Source organism: Brevibacterium sp. UCMA 11754, from assembly GCF_021532275.1.
In the GTDB taxonomy this organism is placed as follows: domain Bacteria; phylum Actinomycetota; class Actinomycetes; order Actinomycetales; family Brevibacteriaceae; genus Brevibacterium.
On sequence record NZ_JACBOT010000031.1, the window covers coordinates 65,870 to 81,072 of the forward strand.

Here is a 15,203-nt window from a genome sequence, read left to right on the forward strand (position 1 = left end):
TAGGGTGGGGGCACCGGTTCATCAATGCCGCCATGCGCACCGTGTATTTCGGTCGCATCCGCGTCCTGGACCTGAGTGGCGAGTCCACAGACCGCGACGGCGCTTCCACAGACCACCGGCCTCAGACGAATCCACGTCCGCGCCTCATCATTTCCAGTCACCGCAATGGCGCCATCGACGGTCACCAGGTGCTCGCCGCATTCCCACGAGCGCAGTTCCTCATCTCGATCCAGCTCATCCGCAGCTGGTTCCTGCGTCTCTTCATCGCCGGCATCCCCGTCGTCCGGCCCAAGGACGTCGAACGCTACAACCTCGATCCCACATCGGTGGCCAGTCCGGTCGAAGCCGGCACCGCACAACTTCGCCGAGGCGGTGACCTGGGCATCTTCCCCGAAGCCAGCAGCGAATGGGGCCACCGACCCCAACCCTACAAATCTGGTGCTGCCCGCATCGCCTGCACCCTGCTCGAGGAAGGCATCGATCTCGAGGTGATCCCGGTGGGCCTGTTCTATTCGACTCCTGACAGGTTCCGCTCCCGCGCCGAGGTGGTCCACGGGAAGTCGATCACGATTCCGGCCCGCAATGGCCAGGATCGATCCGTATGGGAGGCCGAGGTCTCCTCGGCGATGGGATCGGCCCTCGATGAGATCTCGGTGAACTGTCCCGACGAAGAGACCTTCGAGCGGATCCAGGCGAAGGCGCTCAATGTCGCCCGCAGAACACCGGGCAGAGCGGCCACGTTCGCGAAGGCGTTTCTGGACCTGCAGCGCCAGGGCGACGCGGAAACGAGCCTCGACGCACAGCACGCCGACGGCGCGGAGGCGGTCAGCGATGTGGAGGAGCTCGGTCCCGTCGCCGCCACCCTCCTGCGCTGGGTCGGGCTCGGACTCATGTGGCTCTACACCCCCGTGCTCGCGGCAGCTGCCCTTGCCGGATCGCGCGCGGACGGTCGCAATACTGTCACATTCTTCCGCCTCCTCGGCGGCTTCGCAGCGGTTATGGTCTGGGTACCAGCACTCATCGTTGCCGCGTTCTTCTGGCCCCTGGTCATAGGAATCGGCATCGTCAGTGCGGTCTGCGGCTGGCTACTTCTGGGCCTGCGTCGCTTCCGTCTGTGACCCGATCGACCACCGTCCACTGTCCCCTCGATATCAGCCCGCCCCACCTGAGACATCTCTAGGAGCACTCGTGACACTCACCCTCGGCTTCACCGATCCTCTCGCCACCGAACTTGCGACCAGCGGCGGCAAGGGCGCCAGCCTCGCGAAGTCCGCGCAGAATCTGCCCGTGCCCGGCGGCTTCATCGTCACCGCCGACGCCTACACACAATTCGTCGCACCCCTGCAGTCGCGGATCAGCGAGCTCATGGATACAGACCACCCCGCCGAGGCGATCGGCGAGCTCATCCGCAGCACCCCTGTCCCCGATGCGTGGCTCGCGGACTTCGAGGCGGCGGCCCAGGCTGCAGGCCTGAGTGGTCAGGCGGTGGCGGTCCGCTCTTCGGGGACCATGGAGGATCTGCCCGGGGCGGCCTTCGCCGGACAGCACGACACCTACCTCGGGGTTCGCGGAACGAAGTCCATCGCCGAGGCGGTGCGCGACTGCTATGCCTCCCTGTGGAATCCGCACGCCTTCCGCTACCGTCAGCAGCTCGAGGCGAAGATGGCCGTCGTCGTCCAGCTCATGGTCGCAGTCGGTGCTGAGGAAGCTGCCGGGGTCGCGTTCTCCGTCGATCCGGTGCGCGGCAACACGGACGAAGTCCTCATCAATGCGGCGTTCGGACTGGGCGAGACCGTCGTCGGCGGGGAGGAACCCGTCGACGAATTCCGGATCGCCCGCGCCGACGGAACCCAGGTCGCTGCCGAGATCGCGGACAAGCCGAAGGCCCTCGTCATGCGTGAGCCTGCGGAAGCCGAAGACGTTGACGACGACGGTCACAACGGACAACACGAACACGGCGATGCGCGGACGAGGGAGGTCCACCTCGGCGGGGATCAGCGGACTCGTCCGGCACTGACTGTGGAGCAGGCCCGAGCGGTGGCCGAACTCTCCGTCCGTGCGGAGGATCATTTCGGTTTCCCGCAGGACATCGAGTGGGCCTTCAGTGGTGACGACCTCTTCCTCCTGCAGTCGCGGCCGATCACTCGCGTCGCACCCCGCTGGACCCGCGACGAATCGGCCGAACGATTCCCCACTCCGGTCACGCCTCTGACCTGGGACCTCGTCGAGGCAGGATTCCACTACTCACTCAACCACAGTTTCGACCTCATGGGTCTTCCGCCGTTCGACGACAAGTGGTTCGTGATGCGTGACTTCTACATCTACGGCAACCAGACGGCCGTCGATCTCTACGCCGGGAGACTGCCGACGAAGATGCTTTCCAGCGTGGAGACCATCACCGAATCGCTGCCGGAGATCGCTTCTCAGTTCGGTTGGGTGCAGGAACTTCCCGTGCGGTGGATGCGGGACCTCGACACGTACCTCATGGGCATCGGCAAGCTCTCCCACGAACCGCTGGAGGACAAGTCGCTGGCCGAGGTGTGGGATCACGTGATCGCCATCAGCGACCTCGGCACGGAGTACTTCCGCCCCGACATCGCGATCTCTCTGACGCAGCAGACACTTTACGGTGCGCTCTCGCACATGCTCGAGATGGCATTGGACAAGGAGACCGCGCGCCTCGTGTTCGAGCGACTGCTGGCATCGACGGAGACGAAGACCTCGCAGGTCAACGCCGAACTCTGGGAGCTCTCACGCATTGTGCGCAGCAATCCCGAGCTGTCGTCGACGCTGCGCAGCCACACTGGCGAGGAGGGGCTGGCGGTCCTCGGTGACTTCCCCGAGTTCTTCGACGAGTTCGCGACCTTCCTCGCCAAGCACGGCCACCGGGAACTCGACTTCGATGCCTACCATCCGACCTGGGTCGAGGCCCCGCACATCGTCCTCGATCAGGTTCGGCTGCTGGCAGATCGAGCTGAGAACGCCTCGGCGGACTCCGATCTGGAGCGCAAGGTCCTGCAGGCCGAGACCGAGCGGGCCGTGGTCAACGCCGTCCCGGAGAAGCTGCGCTATCTGGTGCAGGAGGTCATCCGCCTGGCACGTTCGTACACGGCGCTCGATGACCTGGAGCACTACCAGACCACACGCCTGACGCTGCCGATGCGGCGGGCCCTGCGTGAGCTGGGTCAGAGACTTGTCGACCAAGGTGTCCTCACCAACCCTATGGATGTCTACTTCATCAATTTCGAGCCTCTCGACGCGGCGATCCGCGCTGCAGATGGGCATCACTCCCCCGCCGGAGATTCTGTTGGTCCCGGCAACGGGCAGCACTCCCCCGCCGAGGCTCTGGCCGGCCTGGCTGCGATCGCGGAGAAGAACAAGGCCGGGTATCTGGAAGCGGTTGAGCGGACCCCCGAGTGGGAGCACGGTCGTGCGCCCGAGGTCGGTGATGACACGGACGGTGACTTCATCAAGGGAACTGCCGGCAGTCCCGGCGAGGTCACGGGCGAGGTCTTCGTCGTCCACAGTCCCGAGGACTTCTCGTCCTTCCCGGACGGGGCGATCCTCGTTGCCCGAACCACGAATCCGGCGTGGACGGCTCTGTTCTACCAGGCCAGCGGCGTCATCACGGAAAGCGGCGGTGCGCTCTCCCACGGTGCGGTCACGGCTCGTGAGCTGGGCCTGCCCGCAGTCATGGCCGTCCGCGATGCCACCAGCCGCTTCACCTCGGGTCAGACGGTGAGCGTCAACGGCAGCAACGGCACGGTGACACCGAGCTGAGGACCACCTCGGCGGATGAGGGTGACGATCAACTGCTCTACATCCTGCGCTGCCGACGATTGGGCAACAGTGCCTGGAGGACTCCGGAACCGATACTTCCGTTGACGCGGATCGTGGGACACCCTTCTTCCGCAGCCTCGTTGGCCTTGAATGTGATGACTGCAATCGCTCTGCGCTGGAGATCCGTGATGTCGACGCCCCAGCTTTCAGGGACGACGAGTTTCAGGGTGCCGGTACGGGCCGCGACCTGGAGATCGATGACCTTGAGGTCTGTGTTGACCTCGAGGAAGTTGAGCTCGAGGAGAACTCCAGCGGGTTCGCACCGCAGGAACGCAGGCACGGGCCAGCGGCCGCGCCGAATGAGTCCGGTGGTCCACGGCGCGTGCAGGACCTCTCTGTCCTCGTCGCTCCAGCCAGGGCCGAACCTCGGGGTCGCGACTTCACCGGCACGGGCAGCTTCGAACTCGGCACGCACGCGTGCCGAAGGCAGATCGGACGTGACGTCCGCCAGCACCTCATCGAGATCGATCGGGAAACGTGAGGACTCGACCCGTTCCATCCGCTCCTCGAGCTCGTCAAGCCTGATCCGTCCGTCGCCTGCGGCCTTCCGGAGTGTTTCTATCGCGGCATCGCGCTCGGGGTAACCGATGCGCAGTGTGCGAGCCGGGTCTCCCGACTGCCCTGTCGGCTCATCTGGACCAGGAAGAATCATCTCACCATCGTGCCCGATTCCTGTGTGAGGGGCAACGGAGCGGTCAGTCCGGGACTGCACGACCACCTCGGCGAGGGTCATAACCTATACCGCTTGGAGAGCGTCCACGGGGCTGATCGACGTGGCCGCCCGCGCCGGAGCACGGCTGGCGGCGAGCACTGCCAGAAGCGAGCCGGAGACGACGGAGATGATGACCCACCAGGGCACGGACGGAGCGAAGATTCCGGTCAGCGGGGACAGCAGAACCAGGGCACCGATCCAACCGAATGCGATGCCGAGGGGCACCGCGACCAGGCAGGCTGTCACGCTCAGCTGCATGCCCTCGGCGACGATCATGCGTCGGACCCGTCGCGGCGTCTGACCGAGGGCCATGAGCAGACCGATCTCCTGGGTGCGCTGCCGCACGGAGAGTGTGAGCGCGTTCGCGACTCCGATGACGGCGATGATGACGGAGAAGAGGACCATGCCGAGGAAGAACATCATCGTCTGGTCGATGATGGTCTTCAGCACATCCTCGAAGCCGCCCCACCCGTCGTCGCCGAGCGATTCAGCGTAGTCGAGAAGCTGGTCTCGAAATGTCGTCATGGCCGTGGCGAACATGACGATGAGGGTGATGCCGATGACCAGACCGATCACCGTGCGCGCATTGCGAGTGGGGTGACGAGCGATCGTCGACGCAGCCAGACGCGCGGTTGCCGTTCGGCCGAGCAGCCACCCGGTGAGCGCCTGCAGCGGAGGCAGGATCCAGAGGTTGCCGACGATGACACCGACGAAGGTCAGAGCGGCACCGACGGCGACGAGGAGCACACCAAGGACACTCACCGTGTTCCCGCTAGCACCGATGACGCCGCTGATGAGAAGGGTGATCCCCATGGACAGCAGGATGAGTGCACCCGCCAGGGCCCCCATCGATGCACGCGCATCCTCAGGGCGACGTTCGACAGCCTGCGAGGTGGCCTCAATCGGCGAGATGCCGCTGATGCGTTGGGCACCCAGATACGCTGAGAACCAGGTCACGACGATGGTCGCAGCCCCCGGGAGGAACATCATGGGACTGAGCAGATCTGGCTCCACGGTGATCTGTCCGCCGAGGTAGGCCGTCGTACCCTTCGCGAGTGCGGTGGAGACGAGGAACGCAGCGATGGCGCTGGGTATCGAGACGAGCAGTCCCTCCACCGAGGCGGCCCGGCGCAGCCGTCGCGAGGAAGCTCCGATGAGACGCAGCAGTGCCAGTTGCCGGCTGCGACCGGCGATGATGATGGAGAACGTATTGGCAATGACGATGCTTGAGACGAACAGCGCGATGACGAAGAAAACCAGTCCCACCGTTGTGAGCAGCCCCTGCGCCGTGTCTGACTCGGAGACGATCTTCGCCGAGGACATCCAGGCTGTGAGGATCTCGATACCCTGCATGATGACGGTGCCGAAGAGCGCAGCGATGAAGACGACGAGGAAGCTGGGTGCGAACTGGCGCGGGTTGGTCCGGATCTCCCGCATAGGGTTCATCGGCGCCCTCCGGTCTCCGCGGCGTACTGCGGGGACCGCACGGGATGCTGTGGGGACCCGGCGGCCGCGTTCTCCGCAGCCTCGGCCTTCGCGTCGAGGTCGAGCATCGTCTGTGCAATCACCTCGGCGCTGATCGAGTCGTTGAGCTCTGAGACGGGCGTGCCGTCGGCGATGAACACGACGCGGTCGGCATAGGCGGCCACGATCGGATCATGGGTCACGAGCACGATCGACTGTCCGAGCTCGCGCACGGCCTCGGACATGATGGCCATGACCTCGCGCCCCGACCGGCCGTCGAGGTTGCCGGTCGGTTCGTCGGCGAAGAGGATGTCTGGTCTCGTGGCCAGGGCACGGGCGATGGCGGTGCGCTGCTGCTGTCCGCCCGAGATCTCACTGGGCCGATGTTTGAGCCGCTCGTCGAGGCCGAGCCGCTTGACGATGCTGGAGATCCAGGCGCGTTCATCGGAATTGGGCCTTCGATCATCGAGTTCGAAGGGCAGCACGATGTTCTCCCTGACAGTGAGGGTCGGCACGAGGTTGAATGCCTGGAACACGAAGCCGATCCGCCGCCGACGCAAGGCCGTGAGCTCGTCCTCGTGCAAGGCAGTGATCTCACGTTCACCGATGCGCACAGTGCCGGAGCTCGGCCGATCGAGTCCGGCGAGAATGTGCATGAGCGTGGATTTGCCCGAACCCGAGGGCCCCATCACGGCCGTCAGTCGGGCGGGGGCGATATCGAGGGAGACCTGGTTGAGAGCGACCAGCGCTGCCCCGTCTGGATCAAAGATCTTCGAGACATTACGAAGCTGAGCGATGGGCATCGGTAAGGCGGTCGTCATATGGTCCCTACATTGCTGCGTCAAACTGTCTCATCCAGACTAACGACCCGCAACGACAAGAAACATAGGATCTGACTGATCAGTAGGTGGGAGCCGCCTGTGCAACTCGCGTAGTTTGCGAGCTTGGATGTCGACCAACTTGCTGGCCGGCCCACTGCTGATGCTGAATACACGTGTGGCCCGGAACAGTGTTCCGGGCCACACGTGTATCAGTTCAGCGCAGTCGCTGCGCGGTGATGCGAATCAGATGGGGACTCAGTCCTCTTCTTCTTCCTTCTTCTCGACGACCAGTGTCTCAGTGGTGAGAACCAGTGCGGCGATCGAAGCGGCGTTGCGCAGTGCCGAGCGCGTGACCTTGACCGGGTCGATGATTCCGGCGCCGATGAGGTCTCCGTAGGAATCGGTGGCGGCGTTGTATCCCTGGCCGGAAGCGAGCTCCTCGACCTTGGACACGACGACGTAGCCGTCCTGGCCGGCGTTCTCAGCGATCCAGCGCAGTGGCTGGACGACGCCGCGCTTGACGATGTCAGCACCAGTGGCTGCATCGCCGGTCAGGCTCAGGTCGTTTCCGGCCAGAACCTTCGCGGCGTGGATCAGAGCGGATCCACCGCCGGCGACGACGCCCTCTTCGATGGCTGCACGGGTAGCCGACACAGCGTCTTCGACACGGTGCTTGCGTTCCTTGAGCTCCACCTCGGTGGCAGCGCCGACCTTGATCACTGCGACACCGCCGGAGAGCTTAGCCAAGCGCTCCTGCAGCTTCTCGCGGTCCCAATCGGAGTCGGTGTTCTCGACCTCGCTGCGGATCTGGGCGACCCGACCGTTGACGTCCTCGTCGGAGCCAGCACCATCGATGATGGTGGTGTTGTCCTTGGTGACGGTGATGGTGCGGGCGTTTCCGAGCTCTTCCAGGGTGACCTGGTCGAGCTTCATGCCCATATCAGCGGTGACGACCTGGCCACCGGTGAGGACGGCGAGGTCCTCGAGGATCGCCTTGCGGCGGTCACCGAATCCGGGAGCCTTGACGGCGGCAACATTGATGATGCCGCGCAGCTTGTTGACGACCAGCGTCGACAGAGCTTCGCCTTCGATGTCCTCGGCCACGATGAACAGAGGCTTTCCGGCCTGCTGCACCTTCTCCAGCACAGGGAGAAGCTCCTGGATGTTGGAGATCTTGCCCTGGTTGATGAGGATGAGCGCGTCGGAGAGCACAGCTTCCTGGCGATCAGCATCGGTCACGAAGTGCGGCGAGAGGTATCCCTTGTCGAACTGCATTCCCTCGGTGATCTCGAGTTCCACAGATGCGGCCTGGGACTCGTCGATCGTGATGACGCCGTCCTTGCCCACCTTGTCGAAGGCATCGGCAATGAGCTTGCCGATCTCTTCGGACTGAGCGGACAGACCGGCGACGTGTGCGATCTCCGAGGAGTCGGCGACATCGCGGGCGATGGTTCCGAGTTCGGTGGAGACAGCCTCGACGGCGGCTTCGATTCCGCGCTTGAGGGCACCTGGTGCGGCGCCGGCGGCAACGTTGCGCAGTCCTTCGTTGACGAAGGCCTGTGCCAGGACAGTCGCGGTGGTGGTTCCGTCACCGGCGATGTCGTTGGTCTTGGTGGCAACTTCCTTGGCCAGCTGCACGCCGAGGTTTTCGTACGGGTCGTCGACCTCGACCTCACGAGCGATGGTCACACCATCGTTGGTGATCGTGGGTGCGCCCCACTTCTTGTCGAGCACGACGTTGCGGCCCTTGGGTCCCAAGGTCACCTTGACGGTGTCCGCGAGAGTGTTCACACCCTTTTCGAGTGCGCGACGAGCTTCGTCGTTGAATTCAAGATTCTTAGGCATTCGTCCTCCTGTCAGTGAAGTAGTTGTTCAGGGGATTCAGCCGATGACGGCGAGCACGTCACGAGCCGAGAGCACGAGGAACTCTTCTCCTGCGTACTTGACTTCAGTGCCGCCGAACTTGGAGTAGATGACCTTATCGCCAATGGCCACGTCAACTGGGACGCGGTTTCCGTTGTCAGCAACGCGGCCTGGGCCCACTGCGACAACCTCGCCTTCCTGAGGCTTTTCCTTGGCGGTTTCGGGAATGACCAGACCACTGGCGGTAGTCTGCTCTGCTTCGACCTGACGGATGACAATCCGATCTTCGAGTGGCTTGATGGAGACCGACATATCGGGCCCTCTCCCTTCGCTGGGGTTCAATTCTTCTTTGAGTCAGACGGCGGCGTATGCCGTGATCCACTCGTCGTCGCGGGTGCCGAGCAGATCGACCGTCTCATAAAACTGGCACTCAGTGAGTGCTAGTGCTAATTCGACTTTAGAACGGTCTTAGCACTCGGTCAACTCGAGTGCCAAGGATTGTCCACGCTCTGGGCGAAACCCCAGGAAAGGTGTTCGAAGACGGTCCTGAGACGTCCCTGGAGACCGAACAGTCGGCAAGTCCTGGTCGACGATCGTGGGCGATTTCGACCACAAGTCGCCGACAGTTGCCGTGGAGCGGCCGACAGTTGCCGTGGAGCGGCCGCTTCGCACCAACACATCCCCACGCATCGTCAGCGGAGAGCGCTCATGCGGCATCGGCGGTGAATGCACCAAGTGCGGACCCGGGATATTCCCGGATCCGCACTTGGTGCCTGCTGCCTGTCGCGTCAGCTCATGTGCCTAGAGCTTCAGATCAGCTTGCTTCAGATCAGCTAGCTTCAGATCAGCGGCTGCGCTCTGGATCAGGCGCACTGCCACTGTCCCCAACCGGCTTCAGCCTGCAGCTTCTTGGCGCGGTCGAACTGCTCCTGTGGGCTGGCATCCGACGGGTTGCCGGTGCCCCCCATGGAGTGCCAGGTCTCGGGGAGGAACTGGAAGAGCCCGAAGTGGGTTCCGTTCGAGGCCTTCGGGTCGAAGTTCGACTCGCATTCGACGACCGAGTACCACTTGGTTCCTGGTCCGCCGAGCATGTCCTTGATCTCCTGGGTGCTCATGTTGCCGCCACCACCGCCGGTGCTCTTGTCACCGTCGTCGGAGCCGCCCGAACCATTGTCGGAGCCGCCGTCGCCGGTCCCGGCGTCCGAACCGCTGCCGGAGTCTTCTGGTTCCTCAGCAGGGGCTTCCTTCTTCTTGGTGCCCTCGATGACGACCTTGGCTTCAGGCTTGGAGAGGACCTTCTCGGCCTTCTTCTCCTTCTTCACCTCATCGCCGTTGACGGTCTTGACCTTGTAGGAGACCTGCTTCTGGCCCGCCTTGCCTTCGTCTTCGACCTTGGTCTCGCCCTCGAAGAGGGAGTCCGACTTCTTGGTCTCAGTCTTAGGCTCGATGGCCTCCTTCTCCTTGACCGTGTCGTTCTTCACGCGGTTCAGGGTGAGGACCTGGCCGTCGGAGACCTTGGAGCTGAGAGGCACAGACATGAAGTCGTCCTTGTCGAGCTTCAGCTTGGTCTCAGCGAGGGCCTCCTTGGCGGTCTCTGCTGCGGCCGAGACCTTGTGGTCCTTGCCATCGGCGACGATTGTGAGATCCTTGGCGGTCGTCACATCGATGTCGTTGCCTTCGTCTTTGAGTTTCTGGTTCGGCTTGGTGTTGAGATCCGCGTTCTTCGCGTCCACACCGAGGTCGGCCAATGCCTGACCGACGGTGTTCGCGTGCGTCGTCTCATCGCTCTTCTTGCCGTCGACGGACAGTGAGACTTCCTTCGCGGTGTTGACGGTGATCGTCATGTCCCGCGAGATCTTCTTGTCTACGCCTGGCTTGATCTGGTCGTTCTTCTGGACGTCGAGGTCACGGCTGTCGAGGACGTCCCCCACGGTTCCACCGAAGGTCCGAACTTCCTCTGACTGACCATTGACATCCAATGTCACTGGCTTGTTCATGGTGACCACGGCACCCGTGCCACCCACGAGTCCGGTAATCACGACCGCCTGTGCAGCAATTTGCACTTTGCGGTTCTTGAGAAAATCAATCACAAAAATATCCCTGGGGCAGAGGTCATCAACTCATCCACTGTAACCGATTCGTTACAAGATACGCAAAACATTACGAACATGTAACAGCGAGGGTGCCTGAGCTGGCGCTCTGACCAGGACTTCCCCGTGTTTCCGGGCTTGGTCACAATCGTGACATTTGCCCGCCGAGGTGGCTGATCGAGCGTCAACCCCACCCTCGCCGAGGTGGTCGTTCAGTCCCAGTTTCCCAGTGCGGTCTCCGCGTTCTTCCACACTGCGGCGCAGAGGTCCTCTTCGCTCATCCCGCGCACCTCGGCGAGTTTGCGTGCTGTCACCGCGGCCAGATACGGACCGCCCGGCTTTCCGCGGTGCGGGTGCGGGGTGAGGAAAGGAGCGTCGGTCTCGGTCAGCAGCCGATCCAGCGGAGCCGCGGCCGCGGCACGTCGGAGCTCATCGGCGTTCTTGAACGTGAGGTTGCCGGCAAAGGACATGTAGTACCCGGCGTCTGCGCACTCGCGGGCCATCGCCTCGTCGCCGGAATAGCAGTGGAAGATCGTGACCTCGGGGGCACCTTCCTCGCGGAGGATGCGCAGCACGTCGGCGTGGGCCTCACGGTCGTGGATCTGCAGGGCCTTGCCCGTGCGTTTGGCGATCTCGATGTGGGTACGGAAGGAGCGCTGCTGCTCGGCGACACCTTCTTCACCGGTGCGGAAGTAGTCGAGGCCCGTCTCCCCCACTACACGCATACGGTCATTGGAGGCCACGAGTGACTCAATCTCTGTGAGGGCATCGTCGAGCATGCCTCGTTCGGCCAACCTCGGCGCCTCATTCGGGTGCAAAGCCACACCGCCGAGCATCCACTTACGGCCCTGCTGTGACTGCTGCGTGACCAGCTCGGTCGTCCACCGTGCGGCCGGCAGGTCACAGCCGATCTGCACGATGCGCTGGACTCCAGCAGATTGGGCGGTGTCGAAGAAGACGTCGAGGCTCGGGAACTCTTCGTCCTCGTCGGGCCTGACCTCGGGCTCGGGTTCGCCGGCGCCCAAGGGCAGTCGCACACCCGTGCAGATATCGAGATGCGTATGGGTATCGACGACGGGGTGGTCCAGCGGCTCAGGCACCGGAGGATAGGTTCCGGCGGCGCGAGAGGCCATTATTCGGTCTCCTCCACGAACTTCGGGAACACGGGGACCGGCTTCGGCAGTGGGATGCCCGGCTCCAGCGGGATGTCGATCGCAGCAAACGAACGAGGATCCACCTCGGCGGCACTGACACCGTTTTCGGCCGATTCCGCGGCAACCGGAGCGATGCCCGCACCGGCGACGGCGGCACCTGCGGCGATGCCGACTCCAGCACCTACGGTCACGGACTCCATCGCCTCGGCGCCGGAACCGCTTTCGATGGCACTCGGCAGCACCTTCGCACCGGCTTCACCAACACCGGCGGGCACGCCGAGGAGGTCGAGGATCTTGCCGGCAGAGGTGGGCATGACCGGCTGGATGAGGATGGAGATGATGCGCACGACCTCGATCGTCACCCACAGCACGGTGGCCATGCGCTCGGGATCGGTCTTCTTCAGCTTCCAGGGTTCCTGGGCGGAGAAGTAGCGGTTGGCCTCGGACAGAACCTTCCAGCAGGCCTCGACATAGAGGTGGAGGGCCTGGGTGTCGACGTGACGGCGAGCGGTGTCGGGCACCGCGCGGGCCAATGCGAGCAGAGCTTCGTCGGCTTCGGTGAGAGCGCCGGGCTGCGGGACCTGGGCATCGCAGTTCTTCGCGATCATCGACAGCGAGCGCTGGGCGAGGTTGCCGTATTCGTTGGCGAGATCGGAATTCTTGCGGGTGATGATCGAGTCCTTCGTGTAGGACCCGTCATTGCCGTAGGAGAACTCACGGAAGAGGAAGAAACGCAGGGTGTCGAGGCCGAATGCGTCGACGAGGTCAATGGGGTCGACAACGTTTCCAACGGACTTCGACATCTTCTCACCGGCATTGAAGAGGAACCCGTGGGCATGGACGCGCTTGGGCAGCTCGATGCCGGCACTCATGAGGAATGCCGGCCAGTAGACGCTGTGGAAGCGGATGATGTCCTTGCCGATGAGGTGGACGTCGGCGGGCCACCACTTGTTCAGACGCTCCTGGTCATCGGGGTATCCGGCGGCGGTGAGGTAGTTCGTGAGTGCGTCGATCCACACGTACATCACGTGCTTCTCGTTGCCGGGCACGGGCACACCCCAGTCGAATGTCGTGCGCGAGACAGAAAGGTCCTTGAGGCCCGAGGCAACGAAGGAGGCGACCTCGTTGCGGCGCGAATCGGGACCGATGAACTCCGGGTGGCCCTTGTACAGTTCGAGCAGCTTGTCCTGGTACTTGGACAGACGGAAGAAGTAGGACTCCTCTTCTGTCCAGGTGACCTCGGTGCGGGTCTCCGTCGAGAGGCGAATACCGTCGACGACCTCGGTCTCATCCTGGGTGTAGTAGGCCTCGTCGCGGACTGAGTACCATCCGGCGTAGGTGTCGAGGTAGATGTCGCCGGCCTCTTCGAGTTTGCGCCAGATCGCTTTGGACGCCGCGTAGTGGTCCTCATCGGTGGTGCGGATGAACCGGTCGAACGTCGAGCCGAGCGCAAGCTGGGTGTCGCGGAAGTTCTTCGCGTTGTCGTCGGCGAGCTCCTTGGGTGTGATGCCCAGCTTGTTCGCCGCCTGCAGCATCTTCAGACCGTGCTCATCGGTGCCGGTCGCGAAGAACACCTCGTGATTGTCGAGGCGCTTGAAGCGCGCGATCGTATCGGCCGCGATGTACTCATATGCGTGCCCGATGTGGATGGCCCCGTTGGGGTAGGCAATAGCTGTCGTCAAGTAATAACCCATAGGTCTCACAGTCTAAGGGACGCCAGCCCGCAGGCGCGCAAGGGTCTGCGGGACTGGTGGGTTCGGGCGCAGGTGAGCCCGGAGAGGCCGTGGGTGCGCATGGGCCGTGGGTGCGGAGGGGCCGTGGGTGCGCATGGGCCGTGGGTGCGGAGGAGCCGTGGGTGCGGAGGGGCCGTGGGTGCGGAGGAGCCGTGGGTGCGGAGAGCGGGTTGGGGTGCAGCAGGAAGGTTGGGGTGCAGCGAGCCGTCGATGCTGAAACAGCTCAGGTTGCGGAACAGTACATAGGTTGCAACCCGTGTACTGCTCCGCAACGTGACTACTGCCGCTCACTTACTCCGGTTCCCAGACAGGCGGGCAACCAATTGGTCAGGCAGGTGTTCAGACTACGAGCTTGTTGCTGCAAAATCCACGGAGCTCTGGCGCCTGGCCAAATAGCTTGTTGGCGAAGGTGCCGAGGCTGAGAATCTCATTGAATTTGAACCGAACTACTTTGTACCCCATCGCCAACAGCCGATTATGTTGGTGACTTTCCTTGTTCATTCGGTCGAATCCGGCGTCTACGTACTTCTGGGTCCCGTCGACGTAGAGCACCACCTTCGTCGCTCTGTGGAGGAAATCCAAGCGGGTCAGCAATCGTTGGCCGTCGAAGATGTCGACCTGCTGACTGAAGTCTCGCAGGCCCAGTTGGTGCAGGTTCAGTGAAGCACGGCTTTCCGCGTAGCTTTCGGAAAAGGGACTGATCGCTGAAGTGAGCGTTCGCGCCTGGATCTTCCCCGTTGCCAACCGCCCTATTACTGGCGCGAACAGTTCATCCACAGCACCCGGTACTCGAGTCAGTGCATCTCGCGGATATCCGAAGCTGAAGATTGATTCTTCGTCGGAGCCGAACATATGTTCTCGAAGGACCTGCTCGAGTGCGACGAATCCGGAGGCTGGCCCCAGTATCCGGGCCAGGTCCACCGCCGTTCGTGCAATTGTCGTCGCTGTCAAACCGTCGACGATCTGTCTATCTTCGGCCGCTAGAGTCCGTCGCGATCGAATCAGCTCGCGACTTCTTGAATTAGCTTTCGGGTGGCTCACTGTCACCGGGCCGTCGGTCACGTCGAACAGTTTGATCTTGTGTAGCCTGGCTGCCGAGACTCCCCAGATCACGTCATCGTTGCGATAGTGCGGATAGTGAAGAGTTCTCAAACGAGCAAGGTGGTCGAGATAACGATGACGATGCGATTTCTCCTTGTACAGGCCCCGCTCGTGGTAACGCATCCACTCTCTGTCGGTTCCGAACACTGCTATCGCCGAGTGCTTCGGATCCCTACACTGCCTGACAACCGAGTACACTCCTCGACAGATCTTCACCAGGCAGCAATTCTTCGCGCGTCTGATCAGGGTCGTGTTGACACCAGCGGCCGCGAGATCGTCGTAGCAAACAATGTTATACATGTCCGCATGATGTGCTCCGCACCATTGCGATGGCGAGCCTCAGGCAACACCCTGTGCACAGGGGGCCGGCGTCCCCAGGTTGAATACGCCTAAGTCGACGGGTTGTCCCCAGGATTCGAACTCAA

The 15,203-nt window shown here is 63.0% G+C and carries 11 protein-coding genes; 2 read left to right on the forward strand and 9 right to left on the reverse strand.

Annotated elements, in window-relative coordinates; translation table 11 throughout:
- The first annotated feature begins 32 nt into the window (after positions 1-32).
- A complete protein-coding gene (locus HX613_RS17305) occupies positions 33-1,118 on the forward strand; it encodes a hypothetical protein (RefSeq protein ID WP_235346459.1) in 1,086 nt (361 codons plus the stop codon).
- Between the two features lie 70 nt (positions 1,119-1,188).
- A complete protein-coding gene (locus HX613_RS17310) occupies positions 1,189-3,780 on the forward strand; it encodes a PEP/pyruvate-binding domain-containing protein (RefSeq protein ID WP_235346460.1) in 2,592 nt (863 codons plus the stop codon).
- Positions 3,781-3,817: 37 nt separating this feature from the next.
- Here HX613_RS17310 and HX613_RS17315 read toward each other — a convergent pair whose 3' ends face one another.
- The 9 genes from HX613_RS17315 to HX613_RS17355 form a co-directional block, all read right to left on the reverse strand.
- Entirely contained in the window at positions 3,818-4,492 is a 675-nt protein-coding gene (locus HX613_RS17315) for a DUF1707 SHOCT-like domain-containing protein (protein ID WP_235346461.1), read from the reverse strand.
- Between the two features lie 84 nt (positions 4,493-4,576).
- Positions 4,577-5,998 (reverse strand): FtsX-like permease family protein, encoded by a 1,422-nt coding sequence (locus tag HX613_RS17320; protein WP_235346462.1) that lies wholly within the window; start codon positions 5,996-5,998, stop codon positions 4,577-4,579.
- Positions 5,995-6,837 (reverse strand): ABC transporter ATP-binding protein, encoded by an 843-nt coding sequence (locus HX613_RS17325; protein ID WP_235346463.1) that lies wholly within the window; start codon positions 6,835-6,837, stop codon positions 5,995-5,997. Before HX613_RS17325 ends, HX613_RS17320 begins: the two co-directional genes overlap by 4 nt.
- A 255-nt stretch (positions 6,838-7,092) precedes the next feature.
- On the reverse strand, positions 7,093-8,682 hold the full coding sequence (gene groL / locus HX613_RS17330; protein WP_235346464.1) for a chaperonin GroEL: 1,590 nt from the start codon (positions 8,680-8,682) through the stop codon (positions 7,093-7,095).
- Between the two features lie 36 nt (positions 8,683-8,718).
- Positions 8,719-9,012 carry a co-chaperone GroES gene (gene groES, locus HX613_RS17335; protein WP_009883265.1) on the reverse strand — a complete coding sequence of 98 codons (294 nt, stop codon included), beginning with the start codon at positions 9,010-9,012 and terminating at the stop codon, positions 8,719-8,721.
- Between the two features lie 551 nt (positions 9,013-9,563).
- Positions 9,564-10,790, reverse strand: coding sequence for a ubiquitin-like domain-containing protein (locus HX613_RS17340; protein ID WP_235346465.1), 1,227 nt, complete (start codon positions 10,788-10,790; stop codon positions 9,564-9,566).
- A gap of 212 nt (positions 10,791-11,002) precedes the next feature.
- Entirely contained in the window at positions 11,003-11,923 is a 921-nt protein-coding gene (locus tag HX613_RS17345) for a TatD family hydrolase (protein ID WP_235346466.1), read from the reverse strand.
- Positions 11,923-13,638 (reverse strand): methionine--tRNA ligase, encoded by a 1,716-nt coding sequence (gene metG / locus HX613_RS17350; protein ID WP_235346467.1) that lies wholly within the window; start codon positions 13,636-13,638, stop codon positions 11,923-11,925. Before metG ends, HX613_RS17345 begins: the two co-directional genes overlap by 1 nt.
- Positions 13,639-14,016: 378 nt before the next feature.
- The gene (locus HX613_RS17355) at positions 14,017-15,078 is read right to left on the reverse strand and encodes a DUF559 domain-containing protein (RefSeq protein ID WP_235346468.1); all 1,062 of its coding nucleotides are present in this window, start codon (positions 15,076-15,078) and stop codon (positions 14,017-14,019) included.
- Positions 15,079-15,203: the final 125 nt, after the last annotated feature.

Excerpts from the sequence above, each read along its gene's own strand:
- HX613_RS17305 (WP_235346459.1), top strand. The coding sequence starts at position 33 with ATGCGCACCGTGTATTTCGGTCGCATCCGCGTCCTGGACCTGAGTGGC.
- HX613_RS17315 (WP_235346461.1), bottom strand. The coding sequence starts at position 4,492 with ATGATTCTTCCTGGTCCAGATGAGCCGACAGGGCAGTCGGGAGACCCG.
- HX613_RS17320 (WP_235346462.1), bottom strand. The coding sequence starts at position 5,998 with ATGAACCCTATGCGGGAGATCCGGACCAACCCGCGCCAGTTCGCACCC.
- HX613_RS17325 (WP_235346463.1), bottom strand. The coding sequence starts at position 6,837 with ATGACGACCGCCTTACCGATGCCCATCGCTCAGCTTCGTAATGTCTCG.
- groL (WP_235346464.1), bottom strand. The coding sequence starts at position 8,682 with ATGCCTAAGAATCTTGAATTCAACGACGAAGCTCGTCGCGCACTCGAA.
- groES (WP_009883265.1), bottom strand. The coding sequence starts at position 9,012 with ATGTCGGTCTCCATCAAGCCACTCGAAGATCGGATTGTCATCCGTCAG.
- HX613_RS17345 (WP_235346466.1), bottom strand. The coding sequence starts at position 11,923 with ATGGCCTCTCGCGCCGCCGGAACCTATCCTCCGGTGCCTGAGCCGCTG.
- metG (WP_235346467.1), bottom strand. The coding sequence starts at position 13,638 with ATGGGTTATTACTTGACGACAGCTATTGCCTACCCCAACGGGGCCATC.
- HX613_RS17355 (WP_235346468.1), bottom strand. The coding sequence starts at position 15,078 with ATGTATAACATTGTTTGCTACGACGATCTCGCGGCCGCTGGTGTCAAC.